This is a genomic window from Paenibacillus sp. BC26, assembly GCF_900116125.1.
Lineage (GTDB): Bacteria > Bacillota > Bacilli > Paenibacillales > Paenibacillaceae > Paenibacillus_Z > Paenibacillus_Z lignilyticus.
In genome coordinates this window covers 250,727-270,816 of the sequence record NZ_FPAD01000001.1, presented here as the reverse complement: position 1 = coordinate 270,816, position 20,090 = coordinate 250,727, and the positions used below count along the sequence as shown (strand labels likewise).

Here is a 20,090-nt window from a genome sequence, read left to right as displayed (position 1 = left end):
TGAGTATAGAGCCCGTTTGTAAAATCGCGATAAAAACAACGTTAAGATTTTGTTTACTGTTGTTTTATTTGTTGTTATGTTGTTTTATAAGCCATAAACATGTTGAATCGCTTCTTCTACGATGTCCAAAGCCAGAACCAGCTGTTCTTCGGTGGCAATTAGCGGCGGCACCAAAGTAAGCACGTTCCCGCTGGAAACCTTGAAGCTGAGCCCTCGCTCCATGCAGCGGTACATCACTTTCTCCGCTTCATCGCTTGCCTTATCCTTCGTTTTGCGGTCCGTAACCAGCTCGATCGCCGCCATCATTCCGATGACTCTCACGTCTCCGATCGGCATATATCGCGATTTCATGTCTCGCAATCTAGCTTCAATAACCTTCTCCATTTGGCTCGCATGCTCTACGAGGCCGTTTTGTTCGATATATTCAATCGTGGCCAGCGCCGCGGCGCAGCCGACCGAGCTTTTCTCATGCGTATAGTGACCGAGCGAAATGTCTTGCGCGACGTCAAGCCCTTCGCGAACGATAATGCCCGCCATCGGGAACACGCCGCCTCCGAAACCTTTGCCGATTACCACGATATCCGGCACGATGTCGTAATGCTCGTGCACGAACATTTTCCCCGTCCGGCCGAACGCTGTCGGAATCTCATCCAATATAAGCAGCACACCATAGCGGTCGCATAGCTCCCGCAGCCGTTTGAAATACGCCTTCGGCGGAATTTGAATATCCGTGCTTCGAACCGGCTCCATGATGATCGCGCCAACGTCACTTTCCCGCTCCAGCATGTACGCCAGGTAGTCCAAGCATTTCAAGCCGCAGCCATCGCAATCTCCCATGAAGCATCTGTAGCTGTTGTATGGCATCATGTGTTCCGTGCCCGGAAGCAGAGGGCCCATGGAGTTACGGAATACGCCCTCTCCGCCAACCGAGATCGCATCCAAGCTTGCACCGTGGAACGAATCCCAGGTCGAGATCGTTTTGAATTTGCCTGTAGCTTTGCGAGCCAGCTTCAGCGCCATGCCAATTGCGCTCGTACCGCCCGGCGTGAACAACACTTTATTCAGGTCGCCCGGCGCAAGCTCGGCCAGCTTCTTCGCCAATTGGATTGCGACGGGGTTCGTGAACCGGCGAGGTAGGAACGGCAGCTCGTCGAGCTGGTTCTTAACCGCGTCGATTACATATCGATTCTTGTAGCCGACCTGATGGACGCTGTTTCCATGGAAATCCATATATTTGCGTCCGTCCATGTCGATGAGGTAGATGCCATCCGCATCGGTAACAACATTAAGACACGGGGTCGACATGGATTGATGGATAAAATATTGGCTGTCTTCCTGCAGCACTTCCATCGTTTCCTCGCTTAAGTGCGTTTCTTGCCAAAGCTTCCGCTCCGAAGTAAGGTTGATATCCCCTTCCGTTCTCAAAAAGGCTTTCAATTCCAACTTGTCGCTCCCCTTTCATAGGTGCTAGATACTTTGCGCCAAGTTTTTGGCCCATTTATTCGATCGATATCGGAAAAATCCGATACAAGCTTTCGATACTTCTTCCAGAGCAAATACAACGTACACCCATTCGACCGGCCAGTGAAACAGATAGACACCGGCAAAGACGAGCGGCAATGAAATGAACCAGGTCGTAACCAGGATCAGCTTCATCGTATAAACGTTATCTCCGCCTGCGCGGAACAGGCCGACAATCCATACATTATTGAGGAAATAGGCTGTGAGCACGAGCGATTGGATTAACATGACATGTCCAAAAGCCGTCTTAACCTCCTCGCTCGTGTTGCCGAACAGCTTCACGATAAAGGGACTGGACACGGCGACAGCTGCACTGACCAATAACGCGATCACGACCGTTATCTTCGTAAACTTTCTTCCATAGAGGATCGCTTCGCTTGGGTCCTCGTGGCTCAATTTCTGTCCAATCATGACTTTCGCGGCATACGCGAATCCGAAAATACCCATCATGAAATATCCATTGAATGTTCGCGACAGCTGAAAGGTAGCGAGCGCCGTCACGCCCATGTAACCGAAAGCCACCGCGTACAGCATGTTGCCGACCGACCAGAGTCCTTCATGGAGAACCAGCGGCATCGTCGTTCGGTACAAGCTTCTCGCGAACGATAATTTGAACGAAAACAGCGACTTGAAAGGAATGTTGAACACTGCTTTCCTGGCATAAACGTACCCGATAAGCGCAACGGAGCTGATGACGGACGAAACCAGCGTTGCATAGGCCGCTCCCTCTACGCCGTAGGCGGGAAACCCGAATTTGCCGTAAATCAAAGCGTAATCGAGTATCACGTTAACGGACATCGAGATGATGCCCACGATGAGCGTTGGTGTGACCAGGCCGATGGATCCGAGCGCTTGGCCAAACGCATCCTTCACCGAATGAATAAGATAGACCGCTAACAGAATGGTCAGATAGTGCACGCCATAGGCAACGGCCTCCTCATCATTAATGAAGGCCGTTAAGATCCCATGGCGGAAAACGCACACAGCCCCTGCCAGCACCAGCGTTATGCCAATGCTGGAGGTCAGCATCAAGGAGAACGCCTTCTGCGTGGACGCCCGATCTCCTTTGCCATGGAATTGGGTAATAAAAGCTGTAATGCCATATACGCCTGACAAAATCATGCTTAGTATGAATCCGATCTGTCCGACCGCAGCGACGACCGCAATGGCCGTATCGCCGAGTCCGCCGACCATAAGCGTATTTACCAGGGAAAACGAGTTGCCTATCAGCATCTGAAGCACGGTCGGAATGACCAGCTTGATCAGATTTTGACGGAATTCAGTATGCGATTCAGAGCTGCTCATAGCCGATGTCTACATCCAATCATCAGGGAATATAGGATTGGACCAAGCGACATTCCCTTCGAAGTCGACGCATTCGACGCGAACGTATCGCATCCCGGCATCCAGAAGGAACGCGCCTTCCGTTACTGCCGAAGCATCCCGATTGAACACCGTGCGGCCATTGAAGGGATGCGTTATAAATTTAATGAACTTGACGGGCGAGCATTCGACCTTCAAGTAGCCATCTTCCACTCGCATGTCGTGAATGGCCGGACCGTTCGAGGAGTAATAGCTGCCGGCTTTCAAGGCTTCTATGATGTCCCCTTGTCGCAAGCCTTCTGCCTCAACCGATATCCATCCGCCGAAAAACTCCGAAATCGCGCTGTCCATCGGACCGCCGTGCGCATCGTCTGCCGCGATTCCGAATACTTTGCGCCCATTGCTGAGCAGGTAATCCCAGTGCCTTAATCCATAACCAACCGCTTCATCGAGCTCGGACTGGTGATTATAGATTTCGACGGCGAAATAATGCTGAAGCTGCAGCAGATCCTCAGGTTTATTGCGCGACCAGGTCGGATGATTCATAATGACGAGATTTCCTTTTGCCCCCATCTCATCGATTAGCTCTTGAATGGTGTCCAGGCCGGTGTAATCCGGCTTCGGATGTTCTTCGTTATGCTCGAATTCGGACGTGGAGCCAAGCGACGGATCGAGCAGGCCGTGGATATGATATTGCTGCCCCGTCTCTTTCCAGCTCATCTCGCAGGCCATTTCGTAACCGCTCAGCATCAAGAAGCGCTCATCGTCGTAGGCTTCCGATTTCCAGTAAATCTCGTGATCGCTCAGGCACATGAAATCGTAGCCCTTCTCGCGGTAGGCCTTGATCACCGTTTCCGGCTCGTATTGACCGTCACTTCTCGTTGAATGCGAATGAAGATTACCTTTATACTTGCGTTTGCTTCTATTTAGGAAACTCATCGATTTCATAGCAGAACCTCCACGAATATAGGATTCGTCCAAGCCACATTGCCCTCGAAGTCAACGCATTCCACGCGGATATAGGTCATGTCCTCTTCAATTTCCATCATCGCTTGCGTAAGCGGTTCGCCGGACATAAAATTGCCGAAGAATGGCCCGCGCTGCGGGAATGCTTTGAACATGATGAACTTGCATGGGGAGCATTCAATCTTCAGCCTGCCGTTCTCCACCCGCAGATCGTACACTTCCGGACCGGAGCTCGAGTAGAATTGTCCCTTCTTAAGGCTGCGAATGACATCCGAATGCGTAAGCGAGTCCGCTTGCACCTGAACCCATCCCCCGCCGTACTCGGGTATTTTCCAATTCGGATCGTGGCTGTGTGAATCATCTGCTGCAATGCCATATACGCGTTTGCCGTTCTGCAGCGCATGGTCCCAATAGGCGGCACCGTATGAGCTGGCAGTCGACCATTCCGTAGCATGATTGTAGATTTCAACGGCGAAGAAACCATCGTACTTCACCATGTCCTCGAACCTCGTCAAGTGCCACTCTGGATGGTTGAACACGACGAGATTACCGTGGGAGCGCAGTTCGTCGATCAACAGCTGCGGCGAATGATCGCCAACCCACGGTACAGGTGTAGGGAAAGCGTGCAGATGCTCGTAGCGCGGTTGTTCCGGTTCGACGGTCGGATCATCCAATACCCCAAAGTGGTAGCCCGGGTTCTTGTCCGGCACCGGGTTCAGCTCGCCGCGCTCCGTTCCCGGAAGCGTAATAAAGTCTTGCGTATTGAACTCCTCGGTGCGCGTATAAATATCATGATCGCTGAGAGAAATGAAATGATAGCCTTTCTCCTTGAAAGCTCGAACGACATCCGCGGCAGGCAACCGGCCGTCTGACCAGGTGGTGTGAAGGTGTAGGTTTCCTTTGTAGATCGGTTTATTGCGGTCTAGCAAGATGATATTTTTCATGTCCTGCCTCCATTTGGTTTTCTGTTGTTTTATAAATTGTTTTATGTGGTTTATAACTAGAATACAACGATAAACTGTGCGGTTCAATCGATTCCGGGAAAATTAACACGGAGTTAATACTCTTTAACAAACGAAAACAAACATCAAACCACATCGACTCCTTATTCAATTCAAGCAAGCCGAATACAAAAAAACAGCCGCCCTGACAACCTTGATGTCAGAGCGGCTGTTTCTTTTCTTAATTAGTCCTAATAACGTTATACAAGATGGCAAGCGACGCTATGATCGTTCCCTACATTTCTGAACAGCGGCACTTCCTCACGGCAACGGGCTACCGCAAAGGGACAGCGAGTATGAAACTTGCAGCCGGACGGTGGATTCGCCGGATTTGGCAGCTCCCCGCTCAGCACGATTCGCTCGCGCTTCAGCTTCGGAATCGGGATCGGCACGGCCGAGAGCAAAGCCTTCGTGTACGGATGCAGCGGATTACGGAACAGCTCGTCGCGAGAAGCGGTCTCCATCATCGAGCCAAGATACATCACGCCGATATGGGAGCATAAATGCTCGACGACACTTAGATCATGAGAAATGAATAAATACGTTAAGCCCTGCGTGTCTTGCATCTTGCGAAATAAATTAATAATCTGTGCCTGAATGGATACATCCAGTGCAGAGACCGGCTCGTCCGCAATGATCAGATCGGGATTCAAGACGAGGGCTCGAGCGATGCCGACACGCTGGCGCTGACCGCCTGAGAATTCATGCGGAAACCGATCGATGTGATACGACGACAATCCGCAAGCGGCCAGAACATCCATGACCCGATCGCGTATCTCTTCCTTCGGCACGAGACCATGGTCGAGCAGCGCCTCGCCAATCGCATCGCCGATACGAACGCGAGGGTTCAGCGAGCTGTATGGATCCTGGAAAATAAGCTGCATTTTCGGGCGAAGCCTGCGTAATTCCTCGGGAGGCAAGTTATAGAGATCAACACCTTTGAACTTCACTTCACCGGCCGTTTTGTCCGTCAGTCGCAGGATCGTCCGCCCTACCGTGCTTTTCCCGCTTCCGGATTCTCCAACGAGACCGAAGGTTTCGCCCTGCTTAATCGAGAAGCTGATATCATCAACGGCCTTGACGTTGCCGACTGTACGGCTGAGCAGACCGGATTTGATCGGAAAATATTTCTTTAGCCCGTTTACCTCGAGCAGTGGCTGTTGTACCTCAGACATACGCCATCGCCTCCTCATACAACCAGCATGCGACCTTTTGTCCATTTCCGATGTCCTTTAAATCGGGCTGCTTTGTTCTGCAAATGTCCATGCAGTGCGCGCACCGGTCATGAAAGTAGCAGGATGGGACGAGCTCCAGCGGATTCGGAACCTGTCCGGGAATCGAATACAGCTCATCTTGGCGCTGGTTGATAATGGGCTTGGATTTCAGCAAGCCTTGCGTGTACGGGTGTTTCGGACTTTCGAACAAAGCGACAACTTCGCCTTCCTCTACGACTTTCCCCGCGTACATGACCACAACATAGTCCGCCATCTCCGCTACGACGCCAAGATCATGCGTAATGAGCAATATGGACATATTGGATTCATCCTTGAAGCGGCGCAGCATATCGAGAATTTGCGCTTGAATCGTAACGTCAAGTGCAGTCGTCGGTTCATCGGCGATCAGCAGCTTCGGGCCGCACGAAATCGCGATGGCGATCATGATCCGCTGCAGCATGCCGCCGCTTAGCTCATGCGGATACGAATCCGCAATTTGCTCTGCGCGCGCAATTCCTACTTCGCCGATGAGCTCAATTGCCCGCTTCCGCGCAGCTTTCCTGCTGAGCTTCAGATGCTCCATCAACGGCTCCATCAGCTGCTCCCCGATTCGGAGCACAGGGTTGAGCGAGGTCATCGGTTCTTGGAAAATCATTGCGATTTCATTGCCCCGTACGGTACGGAGCTCATTGCGGCTAAGCGTAAGCAAGTTCTCGCCATGAAATGAAATCGTTCCGCCGACCACTTGACCTGCCGGTGCTTCGACCAAGCCCATCACCGACATCGCGGTGATGCTCTTCCCGCTGCCTGATTCCCCGACGATACAGACGATCTCGCCTTGGCGAACCTGTAAGCTGACGTCATCTACTGCTCGAACGACACCTTCCTCGGTTTTGAAAATCGTGCTTAAGTGCTCTATATCAAGTACGTTATCCATGCTCACGTACACCTACCTTTTCTGCTTAGGATCCAAGACATCCCTCAATCCATCCCCGAAAATATTAATCGCGATGACAGTCGCGAATATCGAGAAACCGGGCGGAATCCAAAGCCACGGATGGTCTTGAAAGTCGATCATATTGTTAGCGGCATCGATCATATTGCCCCACGTTGGTGTTGGCGCCATGACTCCAAGTCCGAAGTAACTCAGGACGGATTCGTATAGAATCGCCCCGCCGATGTTCAATGTGGCAATGACGATGAGCAGCGGCACCAAGCTCGGTAACAAGTGATTGAATAGCTTCCTTCGGTCACGAAGACCGAGGACGACGGTTGCTTGCATATATTCTCGTTCACGCAGGCTAAGCATCTGCCCTCGAACCATTCTGGCAAGCCCGGGCCAGCCGACAATACTTAGCATCAGCATGACGATATACATGCGATAGTCCGTCGGTATTTTCCATTCTGACAGCAGTGCACCTAAGATGAATAGAAGCGGCAGGCTTGGAATCGTCAGAAGCAAATCTGCCAGACGCATGATGATTTGATCGACGATCCCCCGATAATAGCCGGCAATCACCCCAAGCAGCGAGCCAACGAAAACAGACAGCACCATCGAAGCCAAGCCGACGGTCAATGAAATTCGTCCCGCTTGCAGTGCACGGGTCAGTACGTCGCGTCCCAGCGCGTCCGTGCCCAGCCAATGCTTAAGACTCGGCGCCTTATTCATAAAGGCCATATTGATTTTGTTATCGGTGTACGGCGAGAACAGCGGACCGATGAAGCATGCCGCGAACATGAACGCCACGACAACAAAACCAAACACAGCCAGCTTGTTCTTGAGCAGTCGCCTCAAGGATTGACTCCATAGCGACGTATATACAGGTTTAGGTTTAGGGGCCGAAATAACTGCAGTCCCCTCACTATGAGTCGTTGACATCCGATTGGTCCTCCTACAGCCTGACCCGCGGGTCGGCGACATGGTATAGAATGTCCGAGACCAACGTGCCGATGACGGTCAATATGGCAATAAACAAAGTGAATCCCATTAGCAGCGGATAATCCCGCAAGCCGAAGGATTGCATGTAGAGCTGCCCGATTCCCGGCCAGTTGAAAATTTTCTCGATAATCAACGACCCTCCAAACAGCGCGGGAAGCTCGAAACCGACCAGCGTAATGGCGGGCAACAGCGCGTTGCGCAGCGCATGCGTGAACAACACCTTGCGTTCTTTTAACCCCTTCGCGCGGGCCGTACGAATATAATCCTGTTTAATAACGTCAATCATATTGCTGCGGAAGTAACGCGTCAAAGAACCGACTCCGAGCAGCGTCATGACCATCACCGGAAGAATCATATGGTGTATGACTTCTTTGACATAGGCCAATCCCGTTGCATTGCTGCCCGTCGTCATCATGCCTCCCGGAGGCAGCCACTTCCAATCGACGGCTAAAATCTTGATCAGGAAGAGCCCGATAAAGAACGAAGGGATGGACATCGCGGCGAAGAGCGCCACCATGACGAACGTATCGAACCATGAATACTGTTTGTAAGCAGCGATTACACCGACGACGACCGCGATCAGCCAGGTCAGAAACGTGGAAACGGCCGCAAGCAGGAATGAATTCCAAATATATTGGTTAAACAAAGTGAGAACCGGTTTCTGCTGCGACAACGAATAACCGAAATTGCCATGGAACGCATTCTTCATCCAAATCGCATACCGCTCGATCACTGGCTTATTCAGCCCATAGATCTCCCGGAGCTCCGCTTTGCGCTCAGGCGTCAGCTTGATATTTCCCGTGATGAAATCTCCCGGCGTCAACGCGTACAGGCAAAAGATCAAGAAGGAAGAAGCGAACAAAATGGCGATGATATATATGATACGCTTGGTAATGTAAGTGCTCATAATGGACTCCTTAACCTGCTATTCCCTGCGCGGGAAGATCCGAGCAGGGAATAGCATTCGTTTGTATCGTTATTGACTCAACGTCCAATTCGGCAAGCTTGGAGCAAGGCCGTTGAACGGGCTGACGCTTAGATTCTGAATCCGTCCGTTATAGGCATACACGCTCTTCTTATAATTCGTGAAGATGATTGGCAGCTGATCGTTCAGCAGCTTGTAAATATCCTTGTACACGGCTTTGCGCTCTTCAATATTCGAAGTTGCCAAACCTTTCGCGTACAATTCCTTGAAGGTCGCATCATCGTAGCCCGGAATCTCGCCGTCAACGAATTGCAGCAAACCATCCGACGGGTCGGTCAAGAGCGACGTCGAGAAGGAAGCCATATCATAATCGCCGCCTTCCACCTTAGATACAAGCGCGTTGAAATCCGCGAATACTTCAGGCTCGAATTTGATGCCCAGAGCTTCGAAATCTTCTTTGGCTACCGCGATAAAGACATCCGTTTCCGGCTTTTTGTAGCCCAGGTAATGGATCGTCAGCTTCTTGCCATCCTTCTCGCGAATGCCGTCTGCTCCTGCTTTCCAGCCCGCTTGATCCAAGAGCTCCTTCGCTTTCTCCGGATCGAACTTATACGGATTGATGTCTTCCTCCGTATACGACCATGAGATCGGAGAAGATGGAATGTTCGCTACTTGGCCTGCTCCCTGCGCAGCATCCACATAAATGCTTTGACGGTCCAAGCCGTAGGTGAGCGCTTGACGGACCAGCTTATCCTGCAATGCCGGATGTTTCAGGTTCAATTGAAGATAGCCATACGTGCTTGGCGTATACGGAAGAATATTGACGAAGCCAAGTGCTTTCAGCTTATCGATATTTTCCTTTGTAGCCGTGAACGACGCATAATCCACCTCTCCTGTTTCCAGGTACTGCCACGTATCGCCTTGTGCGGTTTTGTATATAAAATGCTCAGTTTTCGGTTTGCCATCGAAGTAATTCTCGTTTGCAATCATGCGAACTTCTTGGCCCGGAATGAATTTCTCCAGCTTATAGGGTCCGGTGCCGAGCGGACTGCCGCTTAGCTTCTTCATGTAATCCAATTGCCCTTGCTTGTAGTCCTTGCCGTAATACGCCTTGGACAGCACGTCGGATCCAAGCAGGGTCAACGCACTGGCGTTCGGCTTCTCAAGCACAACGGCTATCGTCTGCGGGTCTATGACCTTGATTCCCGAAATGTTGGCCGCCGTCCCCGCTTTATAGGCATCGCCGCCTTGGATATGCAGCGTGTTGACCATGGAGTCGCCGTCGTACGACTTGTCGTACAGAATCGTCCACGTAAAGGCGACATCTTCGGCCGTAAGCGGAGAACCGTCGCTGAATTTCAAATCCTTGCGAAGATGATACGTATAAGTCATGTTGTCCGCGGATACTTCCCATTTCTCGGCTAGACCGGGAATCGGAAGTCCTTTGTCATCGACTTTGACTAGCGGCGTGTAGAGCAACGACGAGACGTTGCCATCATATCCGCTTTGCTGGAAGTACGGCGTGAACGCTCCGCTCGGATCGGTTAATCCGACAATGATCGTATCCGTCCGCTTCTTGGCGATGTCCGGAAGTTTAGTCATGTCTGCCGCAGTGAAGAGTCCGGAAGCATCCTCTGCCGGTGCGGTTGTGTTCGCTGCGTTATTCGTATTCGCTGCAGGCTGATTCACTTCGGTCTGGTTGGCAGCCCCTGTTGTATTATTATTGCCGCAAGCAGATAACAAAATGGCGCTCGCAAGTATGGCTGTCGATAAGCTTACAATTTTTCTCTTCATGATACCCTCCTGGATTAGGCAGCTTTTCGCGCCCCATTAATTCCGATAGAAATACTCGACTTTCTTCGTCCTTATTATAGGATCGAAAAGCGGTTCTGTAAATAGAGAACCCAAAATTTATTCTTTATTTAAAGAATTCATAAAAAGTTTACTGGTAACATCCACTTCTCCGGATAAACTGCAGCAAACAAAAAAACCGCTCCCACCGTGGAATCACGCGTGTGGAAGCGGTTGATTTATGAAAGCTGATCTTCTTGAACAGTTCTATCCTCAGCCCTGCTCGATATAACCGATAATTTTGCTATGAACCTGCTCCAAGGCGCACGTCCTTAGGCTATAAGTAGTAAGCGTCTCCCCTTCGAAGTGTGCCGATAACATGCCGGCATAGCGAAGCTTTGCAATATGATCATGGGTGATCCCCTTGGATAATTCCATATGGCGCACGATTTCGATGAACGAGCGCGGCCCTTGGTTGAGGTATCTCAAAATCTTTAATCGGCTCTTCTCTGCCACGCTTCGGATCATGCGATACTCATGCGGCGCCAGAAATTCTTCGTCCTCCGCATAAATTCTGGCTGCGTAGTGGCAAATGGTCACTTTGCCGAAGTTGAAAATAACGTTGATCGGCTGAAAATGATACTGTGGCATGAGAATCAACTGTTCCAGTCCACTGATCGGTGCGAATGACAGCCCATTCGTCGTCTCATCGATGAAGGCAATCGGATCCGTCGACTGAAGCGCTTCCTTGCGGATATGCGCTTGTTCGCGAAGCCCTTCCAGAATAAAGGGATCGATATGTCGAAAATATTGATCATTCCACTGCTCGAACAGATTGATGGTTTGATCGCGAAATTCACCCATCTGAACCGGGAATTGGTTACCGTAAGTTGACATTAATTCATAAAGATCTCCCGCCGACATCCCTTTGAGCCATGCCACGAAATCGGCGACATCTTCTCCCGGGCATAAATGTACGAGTAAATACGTCAGTTTCCAGTCGCCGTCGATCTGAACGCGATCCAGTACATCCGCTAACTCAGGTGTGATCATTTGGCGTACCTGTTTGGCCCAGGACGGAGTTAAATCGAGCTTTTTATGCGATTTACGGCAAACATAGGCATGCAAGCTGCCCATGATTTCGTATAATGGTTTGAATCTCACGTCCAAGCTGTATTCCATGACGTAACGCCCCTCTCTGCCTATCATTATAGCAACTGATCTTCGCTGAGCACCACTTCGAATTTTTTCGGTTCCCCATTACAAAAAAATAACCTTCCCGGCTGGGAAGGCATTCAAAGAAATTGTTATAACGTCTGCTGCTCGCTGCGCTCCGCTCGAAACACGATCGGACCTACGGTAAGCGCAAGCAGAAGCAGGGCTGCTCCTGCAAGAAGTGATATGCCGTAGCTCTGCAGCCAATACGGACTGTCCTCGATTTGCTTATAGAGCCAGCCGCCGAAGAGCGGACCGACAAACCCAGTCACGCCGGTAAGCGCCGAGAACACCGCAACGTACATCGGTCGATCGGACTTTGGCGTATCGCCGATAATAAAGTTAAAGACAAGCAAGTTATAGCCGCCAAGCCCTGCGCCAAGCGCGATATTAACGATGGTCAGGACAAGCAGAACGGGCAATATCTCTATCCCTGCCCAAAGGACGCAAGACCCCGCGATAATCGGCAGCGCCCACAGCAGCAGCGTCCGCGAATCAAATCTACTATTGAGAGTGCCCCAATAATAGTAGCTGAACATCGTCGTCAGCATCTGGACCGTCGTGAGTACCGTAATGCCCCACTTGCTGATATGCAGCGTCTCTAGCATGACGTACGAGAATAACGGGACCACCGCATTTTGCAGCAAAATAAACACCGCAATGAAGATCGTCGCTTTCATGTAGCCTTTATCTTTAAGAGGTTTAAGGAAGAGTGCTGCCGAGCTGGAGGCTGCTGATTTCTCGAACGGCGGATTCGGATAACGCCACAGCTCAATCCCGTTCCAGACCGCGCATAATGCACTGACAATGTAGAGAACGGCAAATCCGGTCTCCGCATTCATTCGCTCCAGAATCTGACCGCCAACAAGCAGTGTGATACTGCCAACGGCCCAGTGAATGGTGTTCCGGATGCCGAAATACCGTCCGCGCACTTGCGCCGGCACCATATCTGCAACGATTGAGGTCCAGAAGACGGCACTGGTAGAGGCGCAAATAAAGGAGATTAGAAACAAACCGATGAAGACCTCGACCTGCAGCCCTTCCGAAACGAAGAACGGAATTAGCCCGGTTGCAACCCAGAACAATCGATGGACCGAACCGAATATCGTGAGGAGCAGCTTGCGATTATTCAGCCGCTGCATGTAGAAAGCCGCCGCCAGCTGCACGAGATTGGCAAGCGCGGGAATTGCCATGACCAGCCCGACATCAGATGCCGAGCCGCCCAAGTATACAACGTAAATGGTTAAGATCGGACCGCCAAGCAGGTTCGCAATAATGACAGCCGGAATGCCTTCCATGATGGAAGTCAGCAAGCCTCTGCGCTGCTCGGACATTTGCTTTCGGCGAAATACAGACATTAAGTGATTGAAGAAATTCATGCGGATATCTCCCTCGTGATGTTACACCTATGAATGGCCGCGCTATATAAAAGGTTAAACGAGCAGTTCGCCCAGCGTGCGCACCATAACTCCCGTGCCGCCTTTAACTTCCCATGAACGATCCCGCTCCAGCCATGCCGTACCGCCGATATCCAAATGCACCCACGGCTTCTCTTCTGCGAAGGCACCGATGAACAACCCGCCGATGCTTGCGCCGCCGTATCGTCCGCCGCCATTCTTCATATCCGCAGCATCGCTGTCCAGCTGCTTGCGGAATTCCGGGAATGCGGGCATCGGCCAGATGCGTTCCCCGGCTCGCTTGGATGCGAGAATCACCTGCTGCTGTAGTGTCTCATCATTCGTGACGACGCCGGTAGCGACATCCCCAAGCGCCACCATAACCGCGCCGGTTAAGGTAGCAACGTCAATGAGCTTCGTTGCCCCGCGGCGGATTGCTGTCGTGAGTCCGTCCGCCAGAACGAGCCGTCCCTCCGCGTCGGTATTTACAATCTCAACTGTCGTGCCGTTCATCATCGTAAGCACGTCACCAGGCTTCATGGCCCGATCGGAAGGCATATTCTCCGCGGTCGGAATGACGATGACCGCGTTAAGCTTCGGTCGCAGCTCGCCTAGAATACGAACCAATCCCAGTACGGCGGCAGCGCCGCCCATATCGGAAATCATCTCTTCCATGCCAAGGCCCTTCTTCAGGGAAATCCCGCCTGTATCGAAGGTGATGCCTTTGCCAATGATGCCCCATTTGTCCTCGTCCCCAGGAGCGCCTTCATACTGAATAACAATCATGCGCGGCGGGTGGATGCTGCCTTTGCCGACGCCGATAAGGCCACCCATGCCCAGCTTCTCGCAAGTCTGTTCATCCATCACTTCAACATTGAGGTTATAAGCCTTAGCCAGCGTCTGTGCTTCGTTCGCCAGCACCTCCGGAGTCAATGTGTTGCCCGGCAAGTTGATCAAATCCCGGGCTAACACGACGGATTCTGCGAATACGGCACCTCGCCGGGTACCGCTCTCCCACTGCTCCGATGCTGCGGCTGCCAGAGGCTCCGGCAATGCCTGTGTCACCGTGAAAGCAACTGCATTCACGAGCGATTGCCTGCGGTTGTCGATCTTCTTCGCCGTCTTACGCGTGAATAAGCCGAGAATATAACCCTCTGTCATGGCCTGCGCTGCCTGACATACCGTGAACACGGCCGTTCCAATCGATAGTACTTGAGGCAGCAGCTGCTGCACGCGCACAGCCTTTAACCGCTTGGCTGCTTTAGCCGCTGTCGCCGCTGCATCCCGCAGTCCATCAACCGTTAGATGGTCCTGCGAGGAAATGCCGACGAAGATTACATGCGACTCCGGCCGCAGCCCTAAGGTTGGCAGCACGAGCGTCTCACGGAGATCGCCCTTGAACAGCTCCTTCTCCACATGCTTGCGAAGCGCCTCGTCCAGCTGTGGATGGATGCCCGCAACTGCCCCTCCGGGCTGCTTTAATTCTTCCTTGCTGATGAAGGCTACGACAACATCGGCAGCATCCGCTGCACTCCGCGCGCTCTTCGTCTCATATGTGAATGTAATACTCATCGTCTGTACACAACTCCTGTCTTGAAACTCGTAGTCTGCACAAGCCTAATCAACACAAAAAAACCGGGTTTCCCCGATTTCCTGGTTCGTCCTTGCCGTGCAGCTCTGAAGTACAAGCATGATCAGCCGCTGCAAGACAACTTCTGCAATTAACACGGGTTATACCCCGATTCTAATCCTTTATTCCGCCAATGGCAAATAGATATTGAACTCCGTACCTTCGCCGCTGCTGCTCGAAACACGGATCTTCCCGCCGTGGTTGCGGACGATACGATAGCTAACCGAAAGGCCCAATCCCGTACCTGCGGCTTTCGTCGTGAAGAAGGGGTCGAACAGCTTGGATTTGGTCACGACATCCATGCCTTTCCCATTATCGCGGATCGTAATTTCGGCGTCTTTGCCGTCTCGCCTTGTAATGATATCAATTCGGCCGCTTCGTTCACCGCCCAATTCATCAATGGCGTCCATGGCATTACGAACGATATTCAAAATCACCTGCTTGATCTGCTTCACATCAATGGAAGTGGAGAGATCCTCGTCATAGGTTTCCAGATGAATTTGGCAGCCCTTCATGAGCGCCTCGCTGTCGGAGAGGAGAATGACTTCTTTTAGCAGCGAATTAATCAGCACCTTCTGCTTCATCGGGGCAGATGGCTTCGAGGAGTTGAGAAACTCATAAATGATGTCGTTCGCACGATCAATTTCAGTCAATATAATACGGGAATATTCTTCTTTCCCTAATTGGGTGAGGTGAGGCTTCAAGAGTTGGATAAAACCACGGATGGAAGTAAGGGGGTTGCGAATTTCATGCGCGATAGCAGCTGCGATCTTACCCAGCATCGCCAGCTTATCGTTCTGATAAGCCGATTGCTCAATCTGCTTGTATTCCGTGACATCCTTGACACTGAATAAATAGTCGCCGTCCAGCTGGTCCCCGTACGTAACGGTTACGAGCAGGAAGCGACCGTTCACATCTTGAAATTCCAGATAACGGCTTCTTCGCAAAAACATTTCTTTATAGAGCCTGAGAATAATGCGCTTCTTGCTCCGGCTTAGCTGATTATGCCATAGAATATCGGTCAAATTGCAGCCGATTAACGTTTTGCGGGGGATATCGAGCAGCTTGGCCATCTGTACATTGATAAACGAGACAATCCCGTCGCTATCCAGAATCGCAATGCCGCTGTCCATATGCTGCAAGACATTCTCGTATTTGTTCTTCACCATGCGGAAAGAGCGGTGCGAGCTGAGCAGCATGTCCCGCATCTCGCTGAAGCGCTGCTCCGGTGTTTGTTCCGGCTGAAGCCGGAATCGGAAAGCGACCATAAGCTCGATCAGAAAAATAAACGAACGGCTGTACAGGTTGAGCGCTTCTTCTGATTCCACGTTAGCAACGAGCATCTGCATCGATTCTTCATGAATGGCGATAATATCTTCCGGATGAATGCCGTGAAGCAGCTTCCCGATTTCAGTCGCTTCAAAAAGCGATGCTTCGCTGCCGCTTCGAATATATTCAGCCAGCGCTGGAAAATATCGCTTTCGAATGGCCTGCATTGATTTACTCCTCTCCTGCTGCACAGTTCGGCGAATCCATGCGCAATGGAGTAACAATCCATTTACGGAGTGTGATCATGGTTCCTCGTAACTGATCATGTGACAGCTCAATATCGTCTGCCAATTTCTCTATCAACTGAAGATGGATTCGACTGGATCCGCGAAAATGATCGAAAAGTCTGACTTCAATGCCACCGGCGGGTTCCCCTTTGGACGGACTGATTTGCCGAATGGTCATATGTCCCTTCTCCGAGAATGAAATGAGCTGAAGCGCTAGTTCGGAAATCGTATATGCAATTACCGTCTGATCAACAAGACTGAAGCCGACCGCCTTCGCGATGTCTCTTCCTCTTTGTCGTGCCTTGATCGCATCAGCCTTTTCCCGAATATGGAGCATTTCCACGTTTTTTCTCGCCTCCGCACATCAAAAAATTGCTTTCTTTATGCAGGTTCCGAGCCCGAGATCGCTTACAATAATCATAGTAATTACGTGCTTTTTCTGTCAACAGGAGATCCTGTCGAATCATACCGAAAAAACGTAGTACGAAAGGCGCAGTCGATGTCTGCGCCTTCGGTAACCTATGCTAATTGTGATTTGCTTGTTCGCGTCCGTTCTTCCCCTCGTTGTTCCCCTTGTCGTTACTGAAGTTTTTTCCTTGATTCCGATCGTCGTTCTTATCGTTTTTGTTATCGGTCTTTTTACCCTGGTCGCTCGACTTCCCGCTGTTCTTATCGTTTTGTTTCCCTGAATTTCGGTCATTATTCCTGGTGTTGTTCTTACTCGTGCTGTTGCTCTTGCGATCGTCCTGCTTCTTATCATCCTCTAAAACGCCATTATGACGACCATCGGAAGTGTTTTTCACTTCGCCCTGGCCGCCCTTTTGGTCGTTGCTGCGATCCTCGTTCTTGCGATCGTCAACGTTTTGCTTATTGTCATTTTTTCCATCGTCATCGTTATGGCTGTTGTCTCTGGTTTCATCGTCCTTGCGAATGACATTCCCCTTCTGAGGGGAGTTCTGAGTAGGTGCCCCGATGCCTCCGCCTGAGGAATGATTCCCGCGATTCCAGCCTCTGTTGATGAATTTGTTATCATCCTTGCCGTTGCCTTTAATGTTATCTTTGGCATTGCCCTTATTGCTGCCTTTGTTATCGTCCTTCTTGGTGTCCGCGCTGATGACCTTGCCTATGCCAAGGTTCGCTTGCCCCTTGTTATCCTTCGATCCTGACTTGTTGTTATCAGACCCCGAATGATTGCCGCGGCGATCGTCTTTCTTCTTCTCCCGCTTCTCTTGCTCTTTCTTCAGCAGCTCTCTTAACTGCTCTCTCTGCTGTTCCTTCTGCTGCTCCCAAGTCTGCTTTGGTTGAGCTGTAGTCGGTTCTTCCGGTTTCTTTGCCGTATCCCCTTGTTCTTGCCCGTTCTTCGTTACAGATGGCGCCGGCTTGTTGTTATCATTGATGACTGCTTTCACGCCGCCCCATGGCTTCGCCGTCTTGTGAATCGACTGCGTCTTGAGCTGCTCAATCGACACCTTATGGCCTTGCTTCTTCGCCATTAAGTAGAAAGCCAGCTTCCCTGCTGACAGACCGTCCTGCTTCGCCTCATCGCGAATCTCTTTAGGAGCTGAAAGTGTCGTCACTTCGACCTTCAAATTGCGGCCTTTATCCGTCTTCGAAAGCGACTTGCGTACTGCAGCATCCATATGCGTCGTAACGGTATTCTCGTATTCCGAAACTGCCGGATTAGCTACGAGTACACTGGTAATAATGACGTCGCCTTCACCGCTGTTCAGATACGGGCCGGCACTGATTCGATCCATAATCGCTTCCGTGACTTGCTCAAGCGTCAGCCCTTTATACGCCAACCCTTTCGTTACATCTACGCCGTCGTTATTAATTGCGCGCAGCTCTTCAACATGCTCATCCTCTGTGATGCCAAGCTCGATGCTTGGATTCACGTCCATCGTCAGATAAGCGACAACCTGCGGTCCCTGATTCATGTGGTTTAGCAGAAACGGAACAAAGAGGAGAAGCAGAATCGCTGCCGCACCTGCACTAAAGCTGTACAATTTACGCGGCTGGGCGAATCTTCGCTGCTCTGTGAAGCTGAACTCTTCGCCAACCTGAGGTTTCCGGCCTGTAGGCACCTTGCGGAATTGCCCATCCGGCATTAGAAGAATTACGTACTTGTGGCCTGTTTCCATTACAATTCCACGACTCATGCTCTCACTCCTTTCACCTGGGGTTGTTCCTGCTGTGGTGGCTCTTGGGGCTGTATGTATTCCTGCAGGTAAGGATAATCACCGTTATGTAGCAGTGCAATGGCTATGATGTATTTGCGATTCCGCTCGATCGTTTTGCGGGATACGCCTGCCATTTCGCATAACTCTTTAATGGGCAGCTTCTGCTTCGTCTCCATAATCTCGTAGAGCTCCGGAGCGTTCGCGAGCAGCTTGCTGATCGAGATTAGCAGAATCCTGGAATCGGAATGCTTCGGCGATAAATCAGGCAGTTCGGCAAACGAGATGCCAAACTGCTTCAGCCGGCTGTCATACTCGCTGATTTCAAGGCGCCTGGCTTCCACGTCCTGCGCAACGGAGTACCGCTGCAGCGCTTCTTTCATCTCTATAGGATTGACGGTCATTTCTTCCTCGTCATCCTGATCAAAGGCACTGTATGGAACAATGCCGGCATGCCTTTGTTCTTTTCGGACATAGTCAATAAGCCTGCGCCGAATGACCGTTTCGGCAAAGCCGAGAAACGATTTTCCTGCCTGACTTGAGAACTGTTCGATCGCTTCGTCGAAGGCAGCCAGCGCTATGCTGAACTCATCCGAACGAGTAGGATCAATATATCGTTTGCAGAATCGACTTGTCACCTTCGCAATATACGGCTTATACGACGCGATAAAATCATTGCGCGAAGCTTCGCCGCCGCGAATCATCTCCACCATATCTTCCGGCGTGATTTTCGTATCCAGGGTGACAGCGGACGTATCGGGCTTACCGCCAAAAATCCGTTTGAACAGAACAAGTAACAACCGCTCCACCTCACATTTACATTTTTCGTGATGTCCCTTTTGCTTGAGGGGGTCGAACACATTGGTATATAAAAGAAAAAGCCTCCTTCGTCAGGAGGCATTTCGTATCTAGCAATATCCTTCGGAGGTTCGTCGCTGCAGTAGCTTATTACGCCGCTGGTTTAATACGCCGAGCCGCTTTTTCAATTCCGCTTCCCAAGCTTCATCCGCGATTTGCTTCGCAAAGCTTAAGAGATCAAGTGCCATATCGATTTGATTGGTCACGACATCCATGGGATCTTCGTTCTCATTGTTTACACAGTTCTCGAACAGTTCTTTCTCTTCCTGCTCTACATATTCAATAAAGTCGACTTCCGATGCGCCGTCGCCGTGTGCATACTCAGCAAGAATCTCATATTCGTTCTCAATCATGTGATGAATTTCAACGCGATGACATACTGGACAGAAAAGAATAGGAACGTTATGAATATGCGTGCGAAAATGCTTCAGCGTGCCATTCGTGCCGATCATGCTTGCTCCACAGCAAAAGCTCATGTCAGTCTCCTCCTTAGCCTCCATTACCCTTCATCAATCACATCTGAAACCTTGTTTAACTTATTCGCGCCTCTCTGGCAAAATTCCTGCTTTCCTGCGTT

Annotated in this window: 17 protein-coding genes; all 17 read right to left on the bottom strand. The window is 50.9% G+C overall.

Annotated elements, in window-relative coordinates; genetic code table 11:
- Positions 1 to 84: 84 nt before the first annotated feature.
- The 17 genes from BM412_RS01240 to BM412_RS01160 all read right to left on the bottom strand — a co-directional run bounded on the left by BM412_RS01240 (position 85) and on the right by BM412_RS01160 (position 19,989).
- Entirely contained in the window at positions 85 to 1,425 is a 1,341-nt protein-coding gene (locus BM412_RS01240; protein ID WP_256256070.1) for an aspartate aminotransferase family protein, read from the bottom strand.
- Between the two features lie 42 nt (positions 1,426 to 1,467).
- The gene (locus BM412_RS01235; RefSeq protein ID WP_091212854.1) at positions 1,468 to 2,826 is read right to left on the bottom strand and encodes an MATE family efflux transporter; all 1,359 of its coding nucleotides are present in this window, start codon (positions 2,824 to 2,826) and stop codon (positions 1,468 to 1,470) included.
- A gap of 9 nt (positions 2,827 to 2,835) precedes the next feature.
- Positions 2,836 to 3,792 carry a CehA/McbA family metallohydrolase domain-containing protein gene (locus tag BM412_RS01230; protein ID WP_091212852.1) on the bottom strand — a complete coding sequence of 319 codons (957 nt, stop codon included), beginning with the start codon at positions 3,790 to 3,792 and terminating at the stop codon, positions 2,836 to 2,838.
- Positions 3,789 to 4,754: a CehA/McbA family metallohydrolase gene (locus BM412_RS01225; RefSeq protein WP_091212849.1), complete on the bottom strand. Its 966-nt coding sequence runs from the start codon at positions 4,752 to 4,754 to the stop codon at positions 3,789 to 3,791. Before BM412_RS01225 ends, BM412_RS01230 begins: the two co-directional genes overlap by 4 nt.
- 257 nt (positions 4,755 to 5,011) lie before the next feature.
- Positions 5,012 to 5,986, bottom strand: a complete 975-nt coding sequence (locus BM412_RS01220; RefSeq protein WP_091212846.1) for an ABC transporter ATP-binding protein — start codon at positions 5,984 to 5,986, stop codon at positions 5,012 to 5,014.
- The gene (locus BM412_RS01215) at positions 5,979 to 6,962 is read right to left on the bottom strand and encodes an ABC transporter ATP-binding protein (RefSeq protein WP_091212843.1); all 984 of its coding nucleotides are present in this window, start codon (positions 6,960 to 6,962) and stop codon (positions 5,979 to 5,981) included. Before BM412_RS01215 ends, BM412_RS01220 begins: the two co-directional genes overlap by 8 nt.
- Before the next feature lie 12 nt (positions 6,963 to 6,974).
- Positions 6,975 to 7,904 (bottom strand): oligopeptide ABC transporter permease, encoded by a 930-nt coding sequence (opp4C, locus tag BM412_RS01210; protein WP_091212840.1) that lies wholly within the window; start codon positions 7,902 to 7,904, stop codon positions 6,975 to 6,977.
- Between the two features lie 13 nt (positions 7,905 to 7,917).
- Positions 7,918 to 8,871: an ABC transporter permease gene (locus BM412_RS01205; RefSeq protein WP_091212837.1), complete on the bottom strand. Its 954-nt coding sequence runs from the start codon at positions 8,869 to 8,871 to the stop codon at positions 7,918 to 7,920.
- 69 nt (positions 8,872 to 8,940) lie between these two features.
- Positions 8,941 to 10,683: an ABC transporter substrate-binding protein gene (locus tag BM412_RS01200; RefSeq protein ID WP_091212834.1), complete on the bottom strand. Its 1,743-nt coding sequence runs from the start codon at positions 10,681 to 10,683 to the stop codon at positions 8,941 to 8,943.
- Between the two features lie 270 nt (positions 10,684 to 10,953).
- The gene (locus BM412_RS01195; protein ID WP_256256068.1) at positions 10,954 to 11,889 is read right to left on the bottom strand and encodes a helix-turn-helix domain-containing protein; all 936 of its coding nucleotides are present in this window, start codon (positions 11,887 to 11,889) and stop codon (positions 10,954 to 10,956) included.
- A gap of 98 nt (positions 11,890 to 11,987) precedes the next feature.
- Positions 11,988 to 13,253: an MFS transporter gene (locus tag BM412_RS01190; RefSeq protein WP_256256067.1), complete on the bottom strand. Its 1,266-nt coding sequence runs from the start codon at positions 13,251 to 13,253 to the stop codon at positions 11,988 to 11,990.
- Positions 13,254 to 13,328: 75 nt separating this feature from the next.
- Complete coding sequence (locus BM412_RS01185; RefSeq protein WP_091212825.1) at positions 13,329 to 14,864, bottom strand: leucyl aminopeptidase; 1,536 nt, start codon at positions 14,862 to 14,864, stop codon at positions 13,329 to 13,331.
- Positions 14,865 to 15,044: 180 nt separating this feature from the next.
- Positions 15,045 to 16,418: an ATP-binding protein gene (locus BM412_RS01180; RefSeq protein ID WP_091212819.1), complete on the bottom strand. Its 1,374-nt coding sequence runs from the start codon at positions 16,416 to 16,418 to the stop codon at positions 15,045 to 15,047.
- Between the two features lie 4 nt (positions 16,419 to 16,422).
- Complete coding sequence (locus BM412_RS01175) at positions 16,423 to 16,821, bottom strand: ATP-binding protein (RefSeq protein ID WP_091212716.1); 399 nt, start codon at positions 16,819 to 16,821, stop codon at positions 16,423 to 16,425.
- Between the two features lie 181 nt (positions 16,822 to 17,002).
- Positions 17,003 to 18,637, bottom strand: coding sequence for an anti-sigma factor domain-containing protein (locus BM412_RS01170; RefSeq protein WP_091212712.1), 1,635 nt, complete (start codon positions 18,635 to 18,637; stop codon positions 17,003 to 17,005).
- The gene (gene sigI, locus BM412_RS01165) at positions 18,634 to 19,464 is read right to left on the bottom strand and encodes an RNA polymerase sigma factor SigI (RefSeq protein ID WP_371264690.1); all 831 of its coding nucleotides are present in this window, start codon (positions 19,462 to 19,464) and stop codon (positions 18,634 to 18,636) included. The genes BM412_RS01170 and sigI overlap by 4 nt, the downstream gene beginning before the upstream one ends.
- A gap of 99 nt (positions 19,465 to 19,563) precedes the next feature.
- Positions 19,564 to 19,989: a hypothetical protein gene (locus tag BM412_RS01160; RefSeq protein WP_091212707.1), complete on the bottom strand. Its 426-nt coding sequence runs from the start codon at positions 19,987 to 19,989 to the stop codon at positions 19,564 to 19,566.
- Positions 19,990 to 20,090: the final 101 nt, after the last annotated feature.

Bases quoted from the DNA above. Each gene is read 5' to 3' on its own strand.
- BM412_RS01235 (WP_091212854.1), bottom strand. From the start codon at position 2,826: ATGAGCAGCTCTGAATCGCATACTGAATTCCGTCAAAATCTGATCAAG.
- BM412_RS01230 (WP_091212852.1), bottom strand. From the start codon at position 3,792: ATGAAATCGATGAGTTTCCTAAATAGAAGCAAACGCAAGTATAAAGGT.
- BM412_RS01225 (WP_091212849.1), bottom strand. From the start codon at position 4,754: ATGAAAAATATCATCTTGCTAGACCGCAATAAACCGATCTACAAAGGA.
- BM412_RS01220 (WP_091212846.1), bottom strand. From the start codon at position 5,986: ATGTCTGAGGTACAACAGCCACTGCTCGAGGTAAACGGGCTAAAGAAA.
- BM412_RS01215 (WP_091212843.1), bottom strand. From the start codon at position 6,962: ATGGATAACGTACTTGATATAGAGCACTTAAGCACGATTTTCAAAACC.
- opp4C (WP_091212840.1), bottom strand. From the start codon at position 7,904: ATGTCAACGACTCATAGTGAGGGGACTGCAGTTATTTCGGCCCCTAAA.
- BM412_RS01205 (WP_091212837.1), bottom strand. From the start codon at position 8,871: ATGAGCACTTACATTACCAAGCGTATCATATATATCATCGCCATTTTG.
- BM412_RS01200 (WP_091212834.1), bottom strand. From the start codon at position 10,683: ATGAAGAGAAAAATTGTAAGCTTATCGACAGCCATACTTGCGAGCGCC.
- BM412_RS01195 (WP_256256068.1), bottom strand. From the start codon at position 11,889: ATGATAGGCAGAGAGGGGCGTTACGTCATGGAATACAGCTTGGACGTG.
- BM412_RS01190 (WP_256256067.1), bottom strand. From the start codon at position 13,253: ATGTCTGTATTTCGCCGAAAGCAAATGTCCGAGCAGCGCAGAGGCTTG.
- BM412_RS01185 (WP_091212825.1), bottom strand. From the start codon at position 14,864: ATGAGTATTACATTCACATATGAGACGAAGAGCGCGCGGAGTGCAGCG.
- BM412_RS01180 (WP_091212819.1), bottom strand. From the start codon at position 16,418: ATGCAGGCCATTCGAAAGCGATATTTTCCAGCGCTGGCTGAATATATT.
- BM412_RS01170 (WP_091212712.1), bottom strand. From the start codon at position 18,637: ATGAGTCGTGGAATTGTAATGGAAACAGGCCACAAGTACGTAATTCTT.
- BM412_RS01160 (WP_091212707.1), bottom strand. From the start codon at position 19,989: ATGAGCTTTTGCTGTGGAGCAAGCATGATCGGCACGAATGGCACGCTG.